The 17,485-nt window shown below is 42.2% G+C and carries 18 protein-coding genes; 12 read left to right on the top strand and 6 right to left on the bottom strand.

The annotated features are described in order from the left end of the window. Positions 1-103 precede the first annotated feature (103 nt). From I595_RS05700 to I595_RS05665, 8 genes are all read left to right on the top strand, one after another. Positions 104-793 (top strand): TetR/AcrR family transcriptional regulator, encoded by a 690-nt coding sequence (locus tag I595_RS05700; RefSeq protein ID WP_054558414.1) that lies wholly within the window; start codon positions 104-106, stop codon positions 791-793. Further along, on the top strand, positions 786-2,453 hold the full coding sequence (locus I595_RS05695; RefSeq protein WP_054558413.1) for a peptidase domain-containing ABC transporter: 1,668 nt from the start codon (positions 786-788) through the stop codon (positions 2,451-2,453). Before I595_RS05700 ends, I595_RS05695 begins: the two co-directional genes overlap by 8 nt. A 4-nt stretch (positions 2,454-2,457) precedes the next feature. Then, the gene (locus tag I595_RS05690) at positions 2,458-3,810 is read left to right on the top strand and encodes an HlyD family secretion protein (RefSeq protein ID WP_054558412.1); all 1,353 of its coding nucleotides are present in this window, start codon (positions 2,458-2,460) and stop codon (positions 3,808-3,810) included. 2 nt (positions 3,811-3,812) lie between these two features. Next, positions 3,813-5,210: a TolC family protein gene (locus I595_RS05685; protein ID WP_054558411.1), complete on the top strand. Its 1,398-nt coding sequence runs from the start codon at positions 3,813-3,815 to the stop codon at positions 5,208-5,210. Positions 5,211-5,220: 10 nt separating this feature from the next. After that, complete coding sequence (locus I595_RS05680; protein ID WP_083467504.1) at positions 5,221-6,132, top strand: YitT family protein; 912 nt, start codon at positions 5,221-5,223, stop codon at positions 6,130-6,132. A gap of 97 nt (positions 6,133-6,229) precedes the next feature. Next, positions 6,230-6,601, top strand: a complete 372-nt coding sequence (locus I595_RS05675; protein WP_054558410.1) for a hypothetical protein — start codon at positions 6,230-6,232, stop codon at positions 6,599-6,601. Between the two features lie 49 nt (positions 6,602-6,650). After that, entirely contained in the window at positions 6,651-6,977 is a 327-nt protein-coding gene (locus I595_RS05670; protein WP_157449651.1) for a hypothetical protein, read from the top strand. Between the two features lie 101 nt (positions 6,978-7,078). Further along, positions 7,079-7,696, top strand: coding sequence for a thioredoxin family protein (locus I595_RS05665; RefSeq protein ID WP_054558695.1), 618 nt, complete (start codon positions 7,079-7,081; stop codon positions 7,694-7,696). 5 nt (positions 7,697-7,701) lie between these two features. Here the strand turns inward: I595_RS05665 and I595_RS05660 are convergent, their stop codons facing one another. The 5 genes from I595_RS05660 to I595_RS05640 all read right to left on the bottom strand — a co-directional run bounded on the left by I595_RS05660 (position 7,702) and on the right by I595_RS05640 (position 11,309). Then, positions 7,702-8,424 (bottom strand): energy transducer TonB family protein, encoded by a 723-nt coding sequence (locus tag I595_RS05660; RefSeq protein WP_054558408.1) that lies wholly within the window; start codon positions 8,422-8,424, stop codon positions 7,702-7,704. A 65-nt stretch (positions 8,425-8,489) separates the two neighbouring features. Further along, complete coding sequence (truB, locus tag I595_RS05655; protein WP_054558407.1) at positions 8,490-9,191, bottom strand: tRNA pseudouridine(55) synthase TruB; 702 nt, start codon at positions 9,189-9,191, stop codon at positions 8,490-8,492. A 149-nt stretch (positions 9,192-9,340) separates the two neighbouring features. Continuing rightward, complete coding sequence (locus I595_RS05650) at positions 9,341-10,141, bottom strand: undecaprenyl-diphosphate phosphatase (protein ID WP_054558406.1); 801 nt, start codon at positions 10,139-10,141, stop codon at positions 9,341-9,343. Positions 10,142-10,143: 2 nt separating this feature from the next. Next, positions 10,144-10,407, bottom strand: a complete 264-nt coding sequence (locus tag I595_RS05645; protein ID WP_054558405.1) for a DUF3098 domain-containing protein — start codon at positions 10,405-10,407, stop codon at positions 10,144-10,146. A gap of 23 nt (positions 10,408-10,430) precedes the next feature. Then, positions 10,431-11,309 carry a cell division protein FtsX gene (locus tag I595_RS05640; RefSeq protein WP_054558404.1) on the bottom strand — a complete coding sequence of 293 codons (879 nt, stop codon included), beginning with the start codon at positions 11,307-11,309 and terminating at the stop codon, positions 10,431-10,433. A 182-nt stretch (positions 11,310-11,491) separates the two neighbouring features. Between I595_RS05640 and leuS the strand changes: the two genes are divergently transcribed. From leuS to I595_RS05620, 4 genes are all read left to right on the top strand, one after another. Next, on the top strand, positions 11,492-14,413 hold the full coding sequence (gene leuS / locus I595_RS05635; protein ID WP_054558403.1) for a leucine--tRNA ligase: 2,922 nt from the start codon (positions 11,492-11,494) through the stop codon (positions 14,411-14,413). 14 nt (positions 14,414-14,427) lie between these two features. Next, positions 14,428-14,682 (top strand): SemiSWEET family sugar transporter, encoded by a 255-nt coding sequence (locus tag I595_RS05630; RefSeq protein WP_054558402.1) that lies wholly within the window; start codon positions 14,428-14,430, stop codon positions 14,680-14,682. Between the two features lie 314 nt (positions 14,683-14,996). Next, positions 14,997-16,100 (top strand): alanine dehydrogenase, encoded by a 1,104-nt coding sequence (gene ald, locus I595_RS05625; protein WP_054558694.1) that lies wholly within the window; start codon positions 14,997-14,999, stop codon positions 16,098-16,100. Positions 16,101-16,222: 122 nt separating this feature from the next. Then, positions 16,223-16,921 (top strand): zinc metallopeptidase, encoded by a 699-nt coding sequence (locus I595_RS05620; protein ID WP_083467503.1) that lies wholly within the window; start codon positions 16,223-16,225, stop codon positions 16,919-16,921. A gap of 53 nt (positions 16,922-16,974) precedes the next feature. On the opposite strand, the gene I595_RS05615 is transcribed toward I595_RS05620, so the two are convergent. Next, positions 16,975-17,445, bottom strand: a complete 471-nt coding sequence (locus I595_RS05615; RefSeq protein WP_054558401.1) for an Lrp/AsnC family transcriptional regulator — start codon at positions 17,443-17,445, stop codon at positions 16,975-16,977. Positions 17,446-17,485 lie beyond the last annotated feature (40 nt).

The raw sequence follows: 17,485 nt of genomic DNA, 5'->3' as shown, positions 1-17,485 counted from the left end.
GATAAGAAACGGTAAGTTACTCCTTAGTTAAAAGTAGGTTAAACTATTATTTAATAAAAGTAATGCTATTATATTAGCTTTTTTAATGAATAGCGATCGCCTTATGGATAAACTTTTGCAAACCCTAAAAATAGCCATCAACGATAAGATATATCTGAAAGACCCAGAGTCGTCGGACTTGGGCAGAAGGATTATAGAGCACAGTATCCTCTTAATAGACGATATTGGTTTTGAAAGCTTTACGTTTAAGAAGCTTGGTCTGGTCATTGGGTCCAATGAAAGTTCCATTTACCGCTATTTTGAAAACAAACACAAGCTTTTGATTTATTTAACCAGTTGGTATTGGGGGTGGTTGGAGTACCAATTGGTGTTTTCTACCAATAGTATAGGGGATTCCCGTTTAAAACTGGAAAAAGCTATAGAAATTGTAAGCAGTACCATACATGAAGACAGTACCTTTGCACACATCAATGAGCCAAAATTAAGTAACATTGTTGTGAACGAATCTTCTAAATCCTTTTTGACCAAAGAGGTAGATGAAGAAAATAGGGAAGGATATTTTATTATCTATAAACGTATGGTAAACCGTTTTGAGGAAATGATAAAGGAATACGACCCTACCTACGAATATGCCGGAAGTTTGGCCAGCACCATTCTTGAGGGGGTGTTGCACCAGTTGTTTTTACAAAAGCATTTTCCAACATTGACCAGTTGCCACCAAGGAAAGACGGCAGGCTCTTATTTTAAAGACTTGGTATTTAAAACCTTAAACCAAAACAACTCAAATGGCTAAAAATATATTAACGGCTTGGCAGCGCCTGGTCAAACTTTTAAAGTTGGACAAAAAGGACGTTCGTCAAGTATTCTATTATGCAATTTTTGCGGGATTGGTAAGCTTGACCCTGCCCTTGGGCATACAGGCCATAATCAATTTAATCCAAGGTGCGCAGGTAAGTACATCATGGATCGTTCTTGTGGTCTTGGTTACTCTGGGGGTTGCTTTTGGCGGTGTATTACAGTTGATGCAGATACGTATCATTGAAAATATCCAACAAAAAATCTTTACGCGCAGTTCCTTTGAATTTGCATATAGGTTTCCAAAAATAAAGATGTCAGAGTTGCGGAATTTTTACCCACCAGAATTGGCGAATCGTTTTTTTGATACTTTAAACATTCAAAAAGGGGTTTCTAAATTACTGATAGATTTTCCTACTGCCCTATTGCAGATTATTTTTGGACTGTTGCTCCTTTCCTTGTACCACCCTTTTTTTATTGCTTACGGCATTCTATTATTGGTATTGATTTATGTGGTATTTAAATATACCATCACACGTGGTTTGGAGACCAGCCTTATTGAGTCCAAGCAAAAATATAAGGTGGCACATTGGATACAGGAAGTGGCTAGGAGCATAGTAAGCTTTAAACTTTCTGGAAAAACCAATTTGGCACTGGAAAAAAACGATTATTTGGTGAGCGGCTATTTGGAAGCCAGAGAAAACCACTTTAAGATTTTAGTACTTCAGTTTATCCAAATGGTTGGTTTTAAAATTCTGGTCACAGGCGGTCTTTTGATTATTGGAGGGCTCCTGGTACTCAACCAGGAAATGAATATTGGACAGTTTGTTGCTGCGGAAATCATCATACTTCTGGTCATTAGTTCGGTAGAAAAGTTGATCATTGGTTTGGAGTCCTTTTATGACGTCTTAACAGCACTTGAAAAATTGGGTCAAGTGGTGGATAAAGAAGTGGAGGCAGAACAAAAAGACTTGCAATTGTTTGATCAAGAAGATTTTACCATGGAATTGGACCATTTAGAGTATCAGGTACCCGATATGGAAAGAAATATTCTGGATGGTCTTTCCATGACCATTCAGAAACAAGATAGAATCCTCGTACAAGGTTCCAATGGTGCAGGGAAATCTACCTTACTGCATGTAATCTCTGGTTTAATAGAGCCAACAGCTGGCAGCATCTATGTGAATGGGGTACGCCTTAAAACAGAGAACCTTAACCATTTCCGTTCCAAGGTTGGGCAGTCCCTTAAATTGGAAACACCGTTTGAGGGAACTTTGATGCAGAATATTACATTTAATAATCCGGATATTACCAAAGAGGACATCCTTTGGGTACTAGAAGTGACCGGCCTTGACAAAGTAGTCAAAAAGATGGAAAACGGTTTGGATACCATTATTTATCCTGAAGGGAAGCAGATTTCTTATACCGTTGCCAAAAAGATTGTGTTGGCAAGGAGCTTAGTGAAAAAACCAAAATTGTTGGTGTTACGAGATCCCTTGGACCAATTTGATGAAGATGAGGCAGAACGTATTATGGATTTCTTGGTGGACCCCAAACAGCCTTGGAGCCTCATTGTGGTAAGTGACGATAAGACATGGGTTAAGAAATGTGGTAGGATTTTGACCATAGAAAACGGAAAAATTAAATCTAACGCTTAGTGACATGTTGAATATTTCTAAGATTCCCTTAAATAGAACGGTGGACCTGTCCAAGTTCAAAGCAGTTAGGCGGGTTTCCCAACGCAAGCACAATAAACATTTCAATAGGTTTTTAATTGTATTTGCCATCATTTTTGTAATCATCCTGTTCTTGCCATGGACACAGAATGTACAGGGTAGTGGTTTTTTAACCACACTAACGCCAGATCAACGTCCACAGACCATACAGTCCCAGATTCCTGGGCGTATAGAAAAGTGGTATGTCAAGGAAGGTGACTTTGTGGAGAAAGGGGATACCATTTTGTTCATTTCCGAAATAAAGAACGAGTATTTTGACCCTATGCTGGTAGAACGTACCGGACAGCAGATCAAGGCCAAGGCAATGTCCGTTACTTCCTATGAACAAAAAGTAGGCGCCCTTAACAACCAAATTGGGGCCTTGATAACAGAGCGGGGGTTAAAACTAGAGCAAGCAAGGAATAAATTGCTACAGGCAATACTTAAGGTACAAAGCGATAGCATAGATTTGGAAGCGGCAGAGACCAATATTCTCATTGCTCAACGCCAGTTTGATCGTACCACCCAGTTAGAATCTGAAGGCTTAAAGGCGGTGACGGATGTGGAAGAAAAGCGATTAAAATTACAGGAGACACAAGCCAAGTTAATTTCACAGAAAAACAAACTATTGGCCAGTAAAAACGAGGTGCTTAATGCACAAGTAGAGATTACCAGGGTGCAAGCAGAGTACACGGATAAAATCTCCAAGGCCCAGAGTGATCGCTCCACGGCACAGGCAAGTCAGTTTAATTCAGAGGCGCAGGTTACCAAACTGGAGAATGAGTTTACCAACTATTCCATGAGGAATGATCTTTACTACATAAGGGCGCCGCAAAGCGGCTATATTAACCGCGCCATCCAGGGCGGTCTTGGAGAGACCTTTAAAGAGGGCGATCGGTTGGTGGGTATCATGCCCGCTAAGTATGATATGGCGGTGGAAACCTTTGTGGAACCTATAGATTTGCCTTTGATGCATATTGGTGAAAAAGTCCGTATCCAGTTTGATGGTTGGCCCGTTATCATATTTAGTGGTTGGCCCAACGTATCCTATGGAACCTATGGTGGAAAAGTCGTAGCCATAGAAACATTTATTAGTGACAATGGAAAATATCGTATCCTGTTGGCCCCAGATCCCGATGACCATCCTTGGCCGCAAGATTTAAGGGTAGGCTCCGGAGCACAGACCATCGCGTTACTGGAAGATGTGCCCATTTGGTTTGAGTTATGGCGACAGTTAAACGGTTTCCCTCCAAACTATTATCAGCCCCAAAATGATATGGCCAAAGCCAAAAAGAAATGAGAATGAGGCATTTTCTTTATGTAACAGCATTTTTGATAGCTACTATCGGATATGCCCAGAATGACTCTTTGGTCCTTAGCTTCAATGAATACTTGGGCTATGTAAAAAAGTACCACCCAATTGCCAAACAGGCACAGTTGACCATTTCTATAGGCCAGGCCAACCTAATGAAGGCAAGGGGAGGTTTTGATCCTAAATTAGAGGTGGACTACGACCGTAAACAGTTTAAGGATACCGAGTATTGGGATAGGTTGAGCGCCACCTTTAAAATACCCACCTATTACGGGATTGAGCTCAAAGGGAATTTTGAGCAGAATGATGGTGATTTTATCAGTTCAGATGAATTTGTCCCGGAAGATGGGCTGTATAGCGCCGGGGTTTCCATGTCCTTGGGACAAGGTTTTTGGATCAATGAACGTATGGCCACCCTACGAAAGGCCAAGTTTTTTAGGGAGCAGACCAAAGCAGATCAGGATTTACTGGTCAACCAGATTTTATATGATGCATCCTTGGCGTATTTTGAATGGCTAAAAGCCTATAATGAAACCGAAATTTTCAGGAACTTTCTGGAAAATGCCAGTATTAGGTTTCAAGGTGTAAAAAGCAGCGCCTTGGCCGGTGATCGAGCCATAATTGATACGGTAGAGGCTAAAATTGCCGTGCAGAACAGGGCATTGAGTTTAGAGCAGGCCAAGGTAAAGTTTATGAAGAGGACCTTGGAACTTTCTAATTTTTTATGGATAGAGGATGTTCCTGTGGAGGTGCAAGAAAACGTTATACCAGATGCCGATCCTGCGGGTGATATTGATATGACCCTGGAGATTATGGGCAAGCCCTTGGATAGCTTTACCGTGGATAACCACCCTAAGTTAAGATCGTTGAACTTTAAGGTAGAAAGCCTTACCGTGGACCGCAGGTTAAAGGCCAATAAATTATTGCCAAAGATTGATGCAGAATATAATTTTTTGACGGAAACACCCAACCAGATCAGAAGTTTTGAAACGCAGGAATATAAAGGGGGATTAAGTTTTAGGTTTCCACTTTTTCTAAGAAAGGAACGCGGTGATCTGCGTTTGGCAAAATTTAAACTGCAGGATGCGGAGTTTGAGCGTGATAATGCCGAGGTAGAGATACAGAACAAAGTACTGGCATTGTACCAAGAACTGGATTCCTTTATTCTTCAGAACGAACTTATTTTTGATATTGTCCAGAATTCCCAACGATTGTTGAGTGCCGAGGAACGAAAGTTCAGCTTTGGAGAAAGCTCCCTGTTTTTGATCAATTCCCGAGAGAGCAAATTAATTGAGTCAGAATTAAAACAAAATGATGTACAGAACAAGTACTTTACGGCCAAGGCCAACTTGTTCAAAAGCTTGGCCATTAACCCAGAGAACCTTTAAATAAGAGTACATGGCCAATGACAATGGTATTATTGAAAAACGGAGGCTATTAAAAACCGGTAGGTCCGGTGTGCAGTTCAACAGTTTGCTTAAGGATACCTTATTTATCGTGTCCGGTATATTTTCTGCGGCCTTTGGCCTGGAAAGTTTTTTGTTGCCCAATAGGTTTATAGATGGCGGGGCCACGGGCATTTCCCTGTTGGTAACGGAGGTCACTACCTTACCCTTGTACCTTTTGATCGTTCTTGTGAACATTCCCTTTCTTTTTATGGGTTATAGGGTCATAGGTAGGCAATTTGCAGTAAAAACGCTATGTGCTATTTTAGGTTTGGCCTTGGTATTGGCAACGGTAAGTTTTCCTGAGGTAACGCAGGACAAATTACTGGTGGCCGTCTTTGGCGGTTTCTTCTTGGGTGCCGGTATTGGGTTGAGCATTCGTGGCGGTGGGGTTTTGGACGGTACCGAGGTATTGGCCATTTATCTGAGCCGGAAACTTGGGGTTAAGATTGGTGATGTCATCATATTGATCAACATTTTCATCTTTTTGGCCGCAGCTTACCTTCTTTCCATTGAAGCAGCACTGTATTCCATGCTTACGTATTTGGCGGCATCAAAAACGTTGGACTTTGTGGTGGACGGTATTGAGGAATATACGGGCGTAACCATTATTTCAGGAAAAAGTGAAGAGGTAAGACTTATGATTTCTGAAGAACTGGGGCGCGGACTTACCATTTACAAGGCAAAAGGCGGCTATGGAAAAAAGGGGGAACATAATGAATATGATGTCATATACACCGTTATTACTAGACTGGAAATCAGAAAACTTACGGTAGAACTGGAGCGTATTGACCCCAAGGCCTTTGTGGTAATGAGCAGTATAAATGATACCCGTGGCGGTATGATAAAGAAAAGGCATTATTAATAGTAGAACTATTACTATAAAATGTTTAACTATTGATTAACGTTGTAATACTTTTGAGGTAGATTTTCCTACGGTATCTTTGCAAAAAGATTTGAGAATGGGAAAAAAATCGCTCAAAGGCAAAAAAGAATACCCAGTTTTATTTCCAAAAGATGATACTGAAAACCAAGGGCAATCCCTAAAGGAATTGACCATAGGATCGGGGGTGACCATAGGTAGACCCTCTAACCGATATTTTCAATATATCTATGGCTCCTTGGATTTCTTTAATCTTAAAATATCTGATTTAAAAGAATTATCGGAATTGGAGGGCGTGCATGCCTATGTTACCGGTATCATAAAATTGGGTAATGGGGAAGAGATAGCCATCCTTAAGAAAAAGAGCGGTAAACCTTTTTACCACAATGCGGCAAAGTTATTTATAGACCGTAAAAAAGCGGTCACAAGCCAAGAAATCGTAATTACATAAAGAAAGAGTACAACAGTTAAATTTAATGAAACAAGGTAAAGCCAAGAGTATGAAGAAGAGGACTATGTTATCAATGCTAGTGTTAGCGGCCACAAGTTATACCGCTATGGGGAACCACAACAATGACAGGGTGGAGCAGATGTCAGAGGCTGATCGCGCTGCATTTATCCGCACAGTAGAGTTTGTGGAAGTGGATGAGGAACCCGAGTTGGGGTACGAGGTGTTACAATATTTGCCGGACGACTTTGATGCCTTTAAAGGGATGATTTTTGATATGCGCGAAATCCATTTCCATGATGTCTGGGACGATGCAAATCAGGAGGACGAACCTGAGATGGATTTGCTAGAAACGTTTAGCCCCTATGTAGGACAATAAAAGTAAAAACCTGACAATGATGATTGTCAGGTTTTTTTTGCTTCTACGACTATATCTTGGTAAGTTGTACACATTAGTAGCTTTTGTTAATGCTAAAATTTATGGAAAAATCATTGCAAACCACTGCCGAAATTATTGAGAATGCCCTTAACCATACTACAGACTACCTTAGCTATAGAAAAATGGTGCAGCATTGGTCAGAAACGGCCTCCAACTCGGGCCCGGTAAAAACCGAAGCCTTGGCCAATTATACCCAGCTGAACGATAGGCGCATGAGGCGTTGGGACAAGACCTTAAAATTGGATGGAGAGCGTTTAAGGGAGCTACAACTGCCAAGGAAAATCATTTGGCTGGTCATTACGGAAAGTTGGTGCGGTGATGCATCTCCCAGTTTGCCGGTGATGCACAAGATGGCGCAAGCTATAAAGGATTTAGAACTAAAAATCGTCTTTAGGGATGAAAACGTAGACCTCATGAACGCATTCCTGACCAATGGTGCCATGTCCATTCCCAAATTGATTATGTTGGATGCCCTTACCCATGAGGTTTTGGGCAATTGGGGCCCGCGTTCCACGGTGCCCACAAAGATGGTGCAGGACTACAAGAAACAGCATGGAACCGTGGGGGCAGCTTTAAAGCAAGACCTGCAGACATGGTATAATAAAAATAAAGGGCAAGATGTGTTTGATGATCTAATGGAGCTGTTAACCTCCCTTTAGTTCATTTACTTACTTTGGAACAAATAGGTAATAGTGCCTTTTTGGGTGGCTTTGTTGCCACTGTTGAACTGTGCTTTTAGCGCATAGGCAATCGCATTTTCAATCAAACAATAATCAGAGGTCGTGGAACTTTTTTCGTTTAGGTAAGCATCCGTTACACTGCCACTGGCATCTACCTCTATATTAATGACTACTTTTCCGCCGCGTATACAAGTATAAATTGGCGGTGGTAGGTCATAGGCATTCCTATCTACCAAGGAATAGGATATGGAGGTACGTTTGTCCTTAAGGTTGTTGGTGAAGGTTTTCTTCTCTGCCTCTTTTTCGCTCAGTTGTTCTTTTCGCTCTTTCCGTTTTTTTGCTAGTTCCTTTAAATTTGCAGCGTATCCACCACTATTGGTCAGCGGCTCATTGGGGTTTTGTCCCATATCACGTTCTTGTAGTAATTGATCCAATGTTTTTAAGGGTTCTGGTTCCGAAACACTAGGTTTTGCCGTCTCATTATAGGCCATATGGGATTTAATGGGGTCTGCCTTATCGGTTAGCTCTTCAAGTCTTTTTTGCTCCTCTTCCAACAGTTTTTCAATATCCTCATCGGCAAGGGCCATCTCAATCACATATTCCTCTACCCGTTCACTTCCTAAATGTACATTGTACAATAGCAATAGGATAATCGCCATGGAAAAAATGGTGATCATTAAGGATAATTGCTTTCTGTTGAGGCTCATAGTGGTATAATAACCCAGTTTTACTAAAAATATTTTGTGAATGCGCTGCTCTTTAGCGAAGTCAACTATTCTAGCTGTATTTTAAAAGCTTCGGGACTTATTGCATTATCTACGTTATAATCCCCTATTTTGGTTCGTCTTAGGCTAGAAAGATGCGCGCCAGAACCCAAGGCCTTTCCAAAATCATAGGCGAGGGACCTGATATAGGTTCCTTTGCTGCATGTTACCTTAAAATGGATTACGGGAAGGTTAACACGGGTTAGTTCAAAAGTGGATATATGTACTTTTCTTGCCGGAATTTCCACCGTTTCCCCTTCGCGGGCATATTCATAGAGCCGTTTACCGTCTTTTTTTAGAGCTGAGAATACGGGTGGCTTTTGTTCAATAGCTCCAAGAAACTGTTTGGTTGTTGCATGAAGTAGTGCTTCGGTAAGATGCGAAGTGTCAAAATAGGCATCAATTGGCGTCTCCAAATCGTATGATGGGGTTGTGGCACCAAGGGTAAACGTTCCGGTATATTCCTTGATTTGCCCTTGCAAATCTGGGATGCGCTTGGTAAACTTTCCACAGCAGATGATGAGAAGTCCCGTGGCCAATGGGTCCAAGGTGCCGGCATGGCCAATTTTGATTTTTTTTAATTGGAATTTCTTGCGGATGGCCCACTTTAAGGCATTCACTGCCTGGAAAGAGGACCAGGTCAGCGGCTTATCAACCAAAATAATCTGCCCATCTAAAAAGTCTTCTTTGGAGGTGTTTTTAAAATTCAAGGGTCTGGATTACTTTTTTAATTTTTTGACCAACCAATAGATAAATAGGCCAGGTATTACGATAAATATTAAAAGAATTAAGATAATTTGCCATGGACCCAACATACCCAATGTCATCATAACGCTTATTTTAAGCTAAATTAGAATTTCTAAGGGTTTCCCCAAATACTAAATCCAACAGCTATAAGGCCTACAATAAGGCAGTAAATGGCAAAATAACTGAGTTTACTTTTTTTAACCAATTGTATCATCCAAGTGCAAGCGGCCAAACCGGCTACAAAGGCTGCCACAAAACCTGCTATCATAGCGATGTTATTGTCCCCGTTTGCAGTGAGGTCACCACTCATAATGTCTTTTGCAATTTTGCCGAATATCAATGGGACTACCATTAAAAAGGAGAAACGGGCTGCTTTGGTTTTGTCCACGCCCAATAGAACGGAGGTAGAAATGGTGGCACCGCTTCTGGAAATTCCGGGCAGCATGGCAATGGCCTGGGCCAAACCAACAATGAAGGCATTGCCAAAACTCACTTTTTTTTCTGTATCCTTGGCCTTATCTGCAAAATAAAGCAATACCGCAGTGACAATGAGCATAAAGCCCACCAGTTGAATATTGCCTCCAAAAAAAGCTTCCAATTCCTCTTCAAAGAAAAGGCCCACAAAAACTGCAGGCAACATGGAGATGATGATTTTTAGGGAAAACCGCGCTTCTTCATTCCATTGTAACTGCAATAGGCCCCTAAGGATTTCCCAAACGTCCTTTCTAAAGACCACAATGGTGCTTAGGGCGGTGGCAAAGTGTAAAACAACGGTAAACAAAAGGCTCTCTTCCGGAACGGAATTATCCCCTAAAATGGCTTTCCCCAACTCTAAATGTCCGCTAGAGGAAACTGGTAAAAACTCCGTGAGTCCTTGAATGATGCCTAAAATAATGGCGTCTATGATTTCCAAAATTATTTTTTCCTTTTATTGGGGTTGAGTAATATGGCATAAATCTGTATGCCCAATCCAATAAGAATTAAGGTGGGGGCTAAGCGAATACGTCTAAAATTATAGATTTCAGGATTAAACACATTGGGATCGTCACTACCGCCACCTGCCATTAGAATAAACCCCAGGGCAATCAGCGCCAAACCTATAAACAAAAAGGTATAGTTTTTTTTCTGAAAAATGAATTCCATTCTTGGCTGTTCCTTTGTCTTATTTTTCTTACTCATAACGGCAAAAAGTCAATTTTGTTTTAATAGTAGAGGTCGTCAGTTCTTAAATTTAGAAAACGTTGGGTCGCAAAATAGGTGCTAAGGTAAGAAATTAAGAGCCCTAGGCCCATAACCGCCAAAAACAGCCCCGCCAATACGGGAATGTCTCCAGACAGGTTTAACTCCGGAAAATTTAGATGTACATAATACAGCACACTACCAAGGGCTATAATGGCAAGAAGCGCCCCAAGGAAGCCTAGTTTAATATTGGTGGCAATAAATGGCCTCCTTATGAATGTTTTGGTGGCACCAACCATTTGCATCGTCTTGATGATAAAACGCTTGGAGTAAATGGACAATCTAATGGAACTGTTGATCAGCAAAACGGCAATGACCGTAAAGGCAGCACTGGCTATCAATATCCAAAAACTCAATTTTTTAACGTTGTCATTGAGAAGGGTGATCAGGGGTTTGTCATAGTTTACCTCACTCACATAGGTTTTTTCGGAAAGTTCAGCAGCAATGGTGGCTATCTGTTCCGGAGAAACAAAATTGGCCTTCAGTTTCACATCAACCGAATTTTTTAAGGGGTTATACCCTAAAAACTCTTGAAAATTTTCGCCGATGTCCTCGCTGTATTGTTCGGCGGCATCCTCCTTGGAAACATACACGGCAGATTTAGTGTACTCCGCTAGAGCAAGGCTCTTTTGCAATTGATCTACCTCCACAGGTTTGGCGTTGTCCTTTAAAAAGACAGAGATGGTGATCTGTTCTTTAAAATGATCCCCCAATTTCTTGGTGTTAAGCACCAACATCCCCAAAATGCCCAACAAAAAAAGTACGAGGGCTATACTAAGCACTACGGAAAAATAGGACGATATCAATCGTCGTTTTTGGTATCGTTCAATATATTGGGCCATATGTGTTTCTCAACTAAGCATCGCCTTAAGGTGTACCAACAAGGCAAACAAATAAAAAATCCATGGGTTACAGACAAAAGCGTCTTTTGGGGACCACCTTCATTTATCGAGTAAAAATAGAAAAGTAAATCGGTTTTAATGCCATTACCCCTATTTTTGCGCATGACAAAAGAAGCAGTGAGATGAATTACGATTTTAAGCAAATCGAAAAAAAATGGCAGGCCCATTGGGCAAAGTACCAAACCTTTAAAACCGACTCCCTAGAGTCTTCACAGAGCGGAGCGGTATCCAAGCAAAAATATTATGTGCTTTCCATGTTCCCCTATCCTTCCGGCGCCGGACTACATGTTGGGCATCCGTTGGGCTATATTGCCGGGGATATCTACGCCCGGTACAAACGGCATAAGGGATTTAATGTGCTGCACCCAATGGGGTACGATTCTTTTGGGCTTCCTGCGGAGCAATATGCTATCCAAACTGGCCAGCATCCAGCGATTACGACAGAGACCAATATTAAGCGCTATCGTGAACAATTGGACAGGTTGGGCTTTTCTTTTGATTGGAGCCGTGAGGTCCGTACCTCTAACCCTGATTACTACAAATGGACGCAATGGATTTTTATTCAATTGTTCAATTCATGGTACAATAAGGATGCAAATAAGGCCCAAGGCATGGATTCCCTCATCGCCATCTTTGAAAAAGAAGGGAACAAAAATGTTAATGCCGCTTGCGATGATGACGTGGTGATTTTCTCAGCGGAAGAATGGAAAGGGTATCCCCAAAAAGAAAAAGAGGAAGTGCTGTTAAAATACCGTCTGACCTATTTGGCCGATGCAGAGGTTAATTGGTGTCCGGCCTTGGGAACCGTTTTGGCCAATGATGAAATTGTCAATGGGGTTTCTGAGCGTGGCGGGCACCCCGTGATTCGCAAGAAAATGACCCAATGGATGATGCGTATTACCGCCTACGCGCAGCGTTTGTTGGATGGCCTGGATACGATAGATTGGCCACAGCCGTTAAAGGATTCACAGACCAATTGGATTGGCCGTTCAGAAGGGGCCTCGGTTAAATTTAAAGTCCTAAGTCCAAACGTCCAAGCGGATCACAAAGACCATTCGCATGGCACCCAGAAATCTGGAAGCTTTATTGAGGTATTTACTACCCGCCCGGATACTATTTTTGGGGTATCTTTCATGACCTTGGCACCCGAGCATGAACTGGTGGCAAAAATAACTACACCAGAGCAAAAAGCTGAAGTGGAAGCGTATATCCAAGCTACTGCCAAACGTTCGGAACGCGACCGTATGGCAGATGTTAAAACCATTTCGGGAGCTTTTACGGGGGCTTATGCGGAACACCCTTTTACGAAAGAACCCATTCCCATTTGGATTGGTGATTACGTGTTGGCCGGTTATGGTACCGGGGCCGTGATGTCTGTGCCCTGTGGTGATCAACGCGATTATGACTTTGCCAAGCACTTTAATATTCCCATCCCCAATATTTTTAAAGGGGTCGATATTACGGCCGAGGCTTTTGCAGATAAGGATAAAACCATTATTGCCAATTCTGACTTTTTAAACGGATTATCCTATAAGAAGGCTGTAAAAAGGGCCATTTTTGAGTTGGAAAAGATTGGACAGGGAAAAGGAAAGGTCAATTACAGATTACGGGATGCGGTATTTAGCAGGCAACGGTATTGGGGAGAACCCTTCCCGGTCTATTACGATGTCCATGGAATGCCAAAGATGTTAGACCAAAAGCATTTGCCCTTAGAGCTGCCGGAGGTGGACAAATATCTGCCCACGGAAACGGGCGAACCCCCTTTGGGAAATGCCAAAGCATGGCATTGGTTGCAGTACGGCGATGAAGGAAACATAGTGTCCGAAGCGGAGTTTGCCAACTCCTCACCTGAAGGAAGGCTCGGAGGGCCGCTAGAACTGAACACCATGCCAGGATGGGCCGGGAGTTCCCAGTACTTTAACCGTTATATGGATCCGCACAACAAGGAGGTCATTTATGCTAAGGAGGCTGTTGATTATTGGCAGGACGTGGACCTATATATTGGCGGTAGCGAACATGCCACTGGCCATTTATTGTACAGCCGTTTTTGGCAAAAGTTTTTGTTTGACAGGGGTATCGCCCCCAAAGATGAGTTTGCCAAAAAACTCATCAATCAGGGCATGATTACGGGGACGAGTGCATTAGTCTATAGAGTTTCAGGGACAAACACGTATGTTTCATTTGGATTGAAAAATGATTATGAGGTGGAAGAACTCAGAATTGACGTCAATCTGGTAAATGCCTCTGACGAAGTGGATATTACAGAACTAAAACAATGGCAACCAGATTATAAAGAGGCTGAATTCATCTTAGAAGATGGAAAATACATAGTCGGTCGGGAAGTTGAAAAAATGTCGAAAAGATGGTTTAATGTTGTTAACCCAGACGCTATTTGTGAAGAATATGGGGCAGACAGTCTTAGGTTGTACGAGATGTTCCTTGGGCCATTGGAGCAATCCAAACCTTGGAATACAGCCGGTATTACGGGAGTACATTCCTTTCTACGGAAGCTTTGGAGATTGTACCATACTGGAGAGAACGGAACATTTTACGTTTCTGATTCCCCTTCTTCAGAAGGGCTGGGAGGGTCTCTTAAAACCTTGCACAAAACCATCAAAAAAGTAGAAGATGATATTGAGAATTTTAGCTTTAATACCTCAGTATCCACATTTATGATCTGCGTTAATGAGCTTACTTCACAAAAATGTACCAGCAGATCCATTTTGGAGCCATTGGTGATTTTGATATCACCCTATGCGCCACACATTGCCGAAGAACTCTGGGAAAAGTTGGGTCATGGCACGTCCATTTCCGATGCGCCCTTTCCCAAGTTTGAGGAAAAGTATTTGGTGGAAAGCAGCAAGGAATACCCCATTTCCTTTAATGGTAAAATGCGTTTTACCATGGAGCTTCCTTTGGATATGTCCAGGGAACAAATTGAGGATGCTGTTATGGCCAATGAAAAAACCCAAGCACAATTGGCTGGCCGCACCCCTAAAAAGGTGATTGTAGTGCCAGGCAAGATTGTTAATATCGTTGGGTAATGCCCACATAAAAAATGGAAAATGTAGAATTAGTAGGCTTGGCCGCAGCGGTATTAACCACGTCTGCCTTTGTGCCCCAGGTGTACAAGGCTTGGAAGCACCGTTCCACCAAGGACATTTCTTTGCTGATGTATTTGGTGTTTGTTGTTGGGGTACTGTTATGGCTTTTTTACGGTATTGCCATAGACAGCATCAGTATCATTGCAGCAAATGTGGTGACCTTACTTTTGGCCATTGCCATTATTGTGGCTAAACTCCGGTTTAAGTAGGGTGTTCTCGGTTTTTGCAATGCTTGTTTAGCGCCTAGCCGCACCCGCTTAGTAGGTCTCTATTTTTGATGGTATGGAACATTTACAACAAATTCACTTCCTTATTGCGTAAACAACTAATTTAAAATAACCCTATAAAATTTTGGGGTACAATTAAAAATATATCTTATTTAATTTTAATAACCCTAAAAAAATTGGGGTCACTTAAGTAAATTGATACTATTTAAAACATATACCCCTGCATTTCATCGAAAATTTTTCCATGGTATATACTTTTGCGCCACATTTGAATGATAAACCAAACTTGTAGTAAAATGATTATCGGGGTACCTAAAGAAATTAAGAACAATGAGAGCCGTGTTGGCATGACACCAGCGGGCATTTTTGAACTGATCAAAAACGGCCACACGGTCTACGTGCAGTCTGGTGCGGGAGAAGGTAGTGGATTTTTTAACAGCGACTACCAAAAAGCTGGTGCCACTATTTTAGACACTATAGGCCAGGTGTATGCCATTAGTGAAATGATAGTGAAGGTAAAAGAACCTATTGAGGAGGAGTATCATTTGGTGCAAGAAGGCCAAATTGTGTTCACTTATTTCCATTTTGCTTCCAGTGAAACCTTGACCCGGGCCATGATCAAGCAAAAGGGCGTTTGCATTGCTTATGAAACCGTTGAGGATGAGGACGGCAGCCTACCTTTGTTGACGCCCATGTCCGAGGTTGCTGGACGTATGGCCATTCAGCAAGGCGCAAAATATTTGGAAAAGCCCAAAAAGGGCCGTGGTGTATTATTGGGGGGAGTACCTGGTGTGGCTCCCGGTAAGGTACTGGTATTAGGTGCGGGTACCGTGGGCATCCAAGCGGCAAAAATGGCTGCGGGATTGGGCGCGCATGTTACCATTATGGACGTGAACATGAAGCGTTTGCGCTACGTCAATGATGTAATGCCACCCCATGTGGTCACTGAATTTTCCAACGAGTTCAATATCCGAAAGCATATAAAAACACATGATCTTATCATTGGTGGGGTATTGTTAAAAGGTGCAAAAGCCCCGAATTTGATTACTCGTGATATGCTTAAGGACATGCATCCCGGTGCCGTTATCGTGGATGTGGCCGTAGATCAGGGCGGCTGTGTGGAAACCACCAAGGCCACTACCCATGAAGACCCCATTTATATTATTGATGATGTAGTCCATTATTGTGTGGCCAATATGCCGGGTGCCGTCCCGTACACTTCTACGGTTGCATTGACCAACGTAACCCTGCCCTATGTGTTAAAATTGGCCAATAATGGATGGCAGTCCGCTTGCCAAAATGATGCGTCCTTGGAAAAAGGACTGAATATTGTAGAAGGCAAGGTGGTCTATAAAGAAATTGCAGAAACCTTTGATTTGGGAACACCGGCCCTAGTGTAACGTACATTTTGTCAGCTTTTTAACCCCGCCAATATATTTTTTAAAATTGGCGGGGTTTTTGTTTTATACCAAGCATAAAATTTAGGAAAACAAGTTATCTTTAATACATAAAAACTACTACTATGTTTGGATTTGATATGGGTTACATTATTATCGCTGGGGCTTTTGGCCTTTTTAGCATGTTGGTCAGTAGCCGTTTAAAAAGTAAGTTTAAGCACTATTCCAAAGTGCAGTTAAGAAATGGGATGAGCGGAGCGGAGATTGCCCAAAAAATGTTGGATGACCATGGTATTAGGGATGTAAAGGTGGTATCAACCCCGGGGATGTTGTCCGATCACTACAACCCTGCCAATAAGACCGTAAACCTCAGTGAAGGCGTCTACGCCCAAAGAAATGCAGCTGCTGCAGCGGTTGCTGCCCATGAGGTAGGGCATGCCGTACAGCACGCACAGGCCTATAGTTGGTTGCAAATGCGTTCTAAAATGGTGCCTATTTTAAAATTAACCTCTAATATGTCCATGTGGGTCATTTTTGGCGGTTTGGCCTTAATGGGAACAACTGCGATAGGCGGTACTATTGCTTGGGCCGGGGTTGCCATGTATGGCATTGGTACCTTGTTCAGCTTTGTAACCTTGCCAGTAGAATATGATGCCAGTAACAGGGCTTTGGCATGGTTAAAAAATAAGAATATGGTGAGCCAAGAAGAATATGCAGGAGCGGAAGATGCGCTAAAGTGGGCCGCTAGGACCTATGTGGTCGCAGCTATAGGAGCGCTGGCAACCCTATTGTACTTTGCGATGAAGGTGGCTAGCCGCGATTGATAAAAAAGATAAATTGCGTAATGAAAAGTCCCAGGGTTTCCATGGGACTTTTTTTATATACTGATCTGTCTGTTTATTTGCTGGTTTAAGGAAATAAAGGTTTCCGTACGGGAAACCCCTTCAATCTGCTGAATTTCCTTGTTCAGTAAATGCATGAGATGCTCATTGTCCTTGCACAATACTTTAATAAGGATGGACCAGTTGCCCGTGGTGTAATGGCATTCCAAGACTTCGGGGATTTTCTCCAATGCCTTTACCGCTCTGGGATTGGACATGGCCTTGTCTAAAAAGATGCCAATATAGGCCATTGTGGTATAGCCCAATACTTTTGGGTTGATCACAAACTTAGAGCCCGATAATAAACCAGAGGCCTCCAGTTTTTTTAGCCGTTGGTGGATGGCAGCACCAGAAATACCGATATTTCTGGCAATTTCTAAAATAGGCCTTCTGGCATCCTTCATCAGAAACCTTAATATTTTTTTGTCGATACCATCTAACTTCACAAGACTGTTAGGCTTATTCATTATTTAACCTTTAATGTATGGCTAAAATAAGGCTAATGAG

Source organism: Croceitalea dokdonensis DOKDO 023, from assembly GCF_001306415.1.
Taxonomy (GTDB): Bacteria; Bacteroidota; Bacteroidia; order Flavobacteriales; family Flavobacteriaceae; genus Croceitalea; species Croceitalea dokdonensis.
The sequence above is the reverse complement of the archived record's forward strand: the minus strand, read 5'-3'. Positions and strand labels throughout refer to the sequence as shown.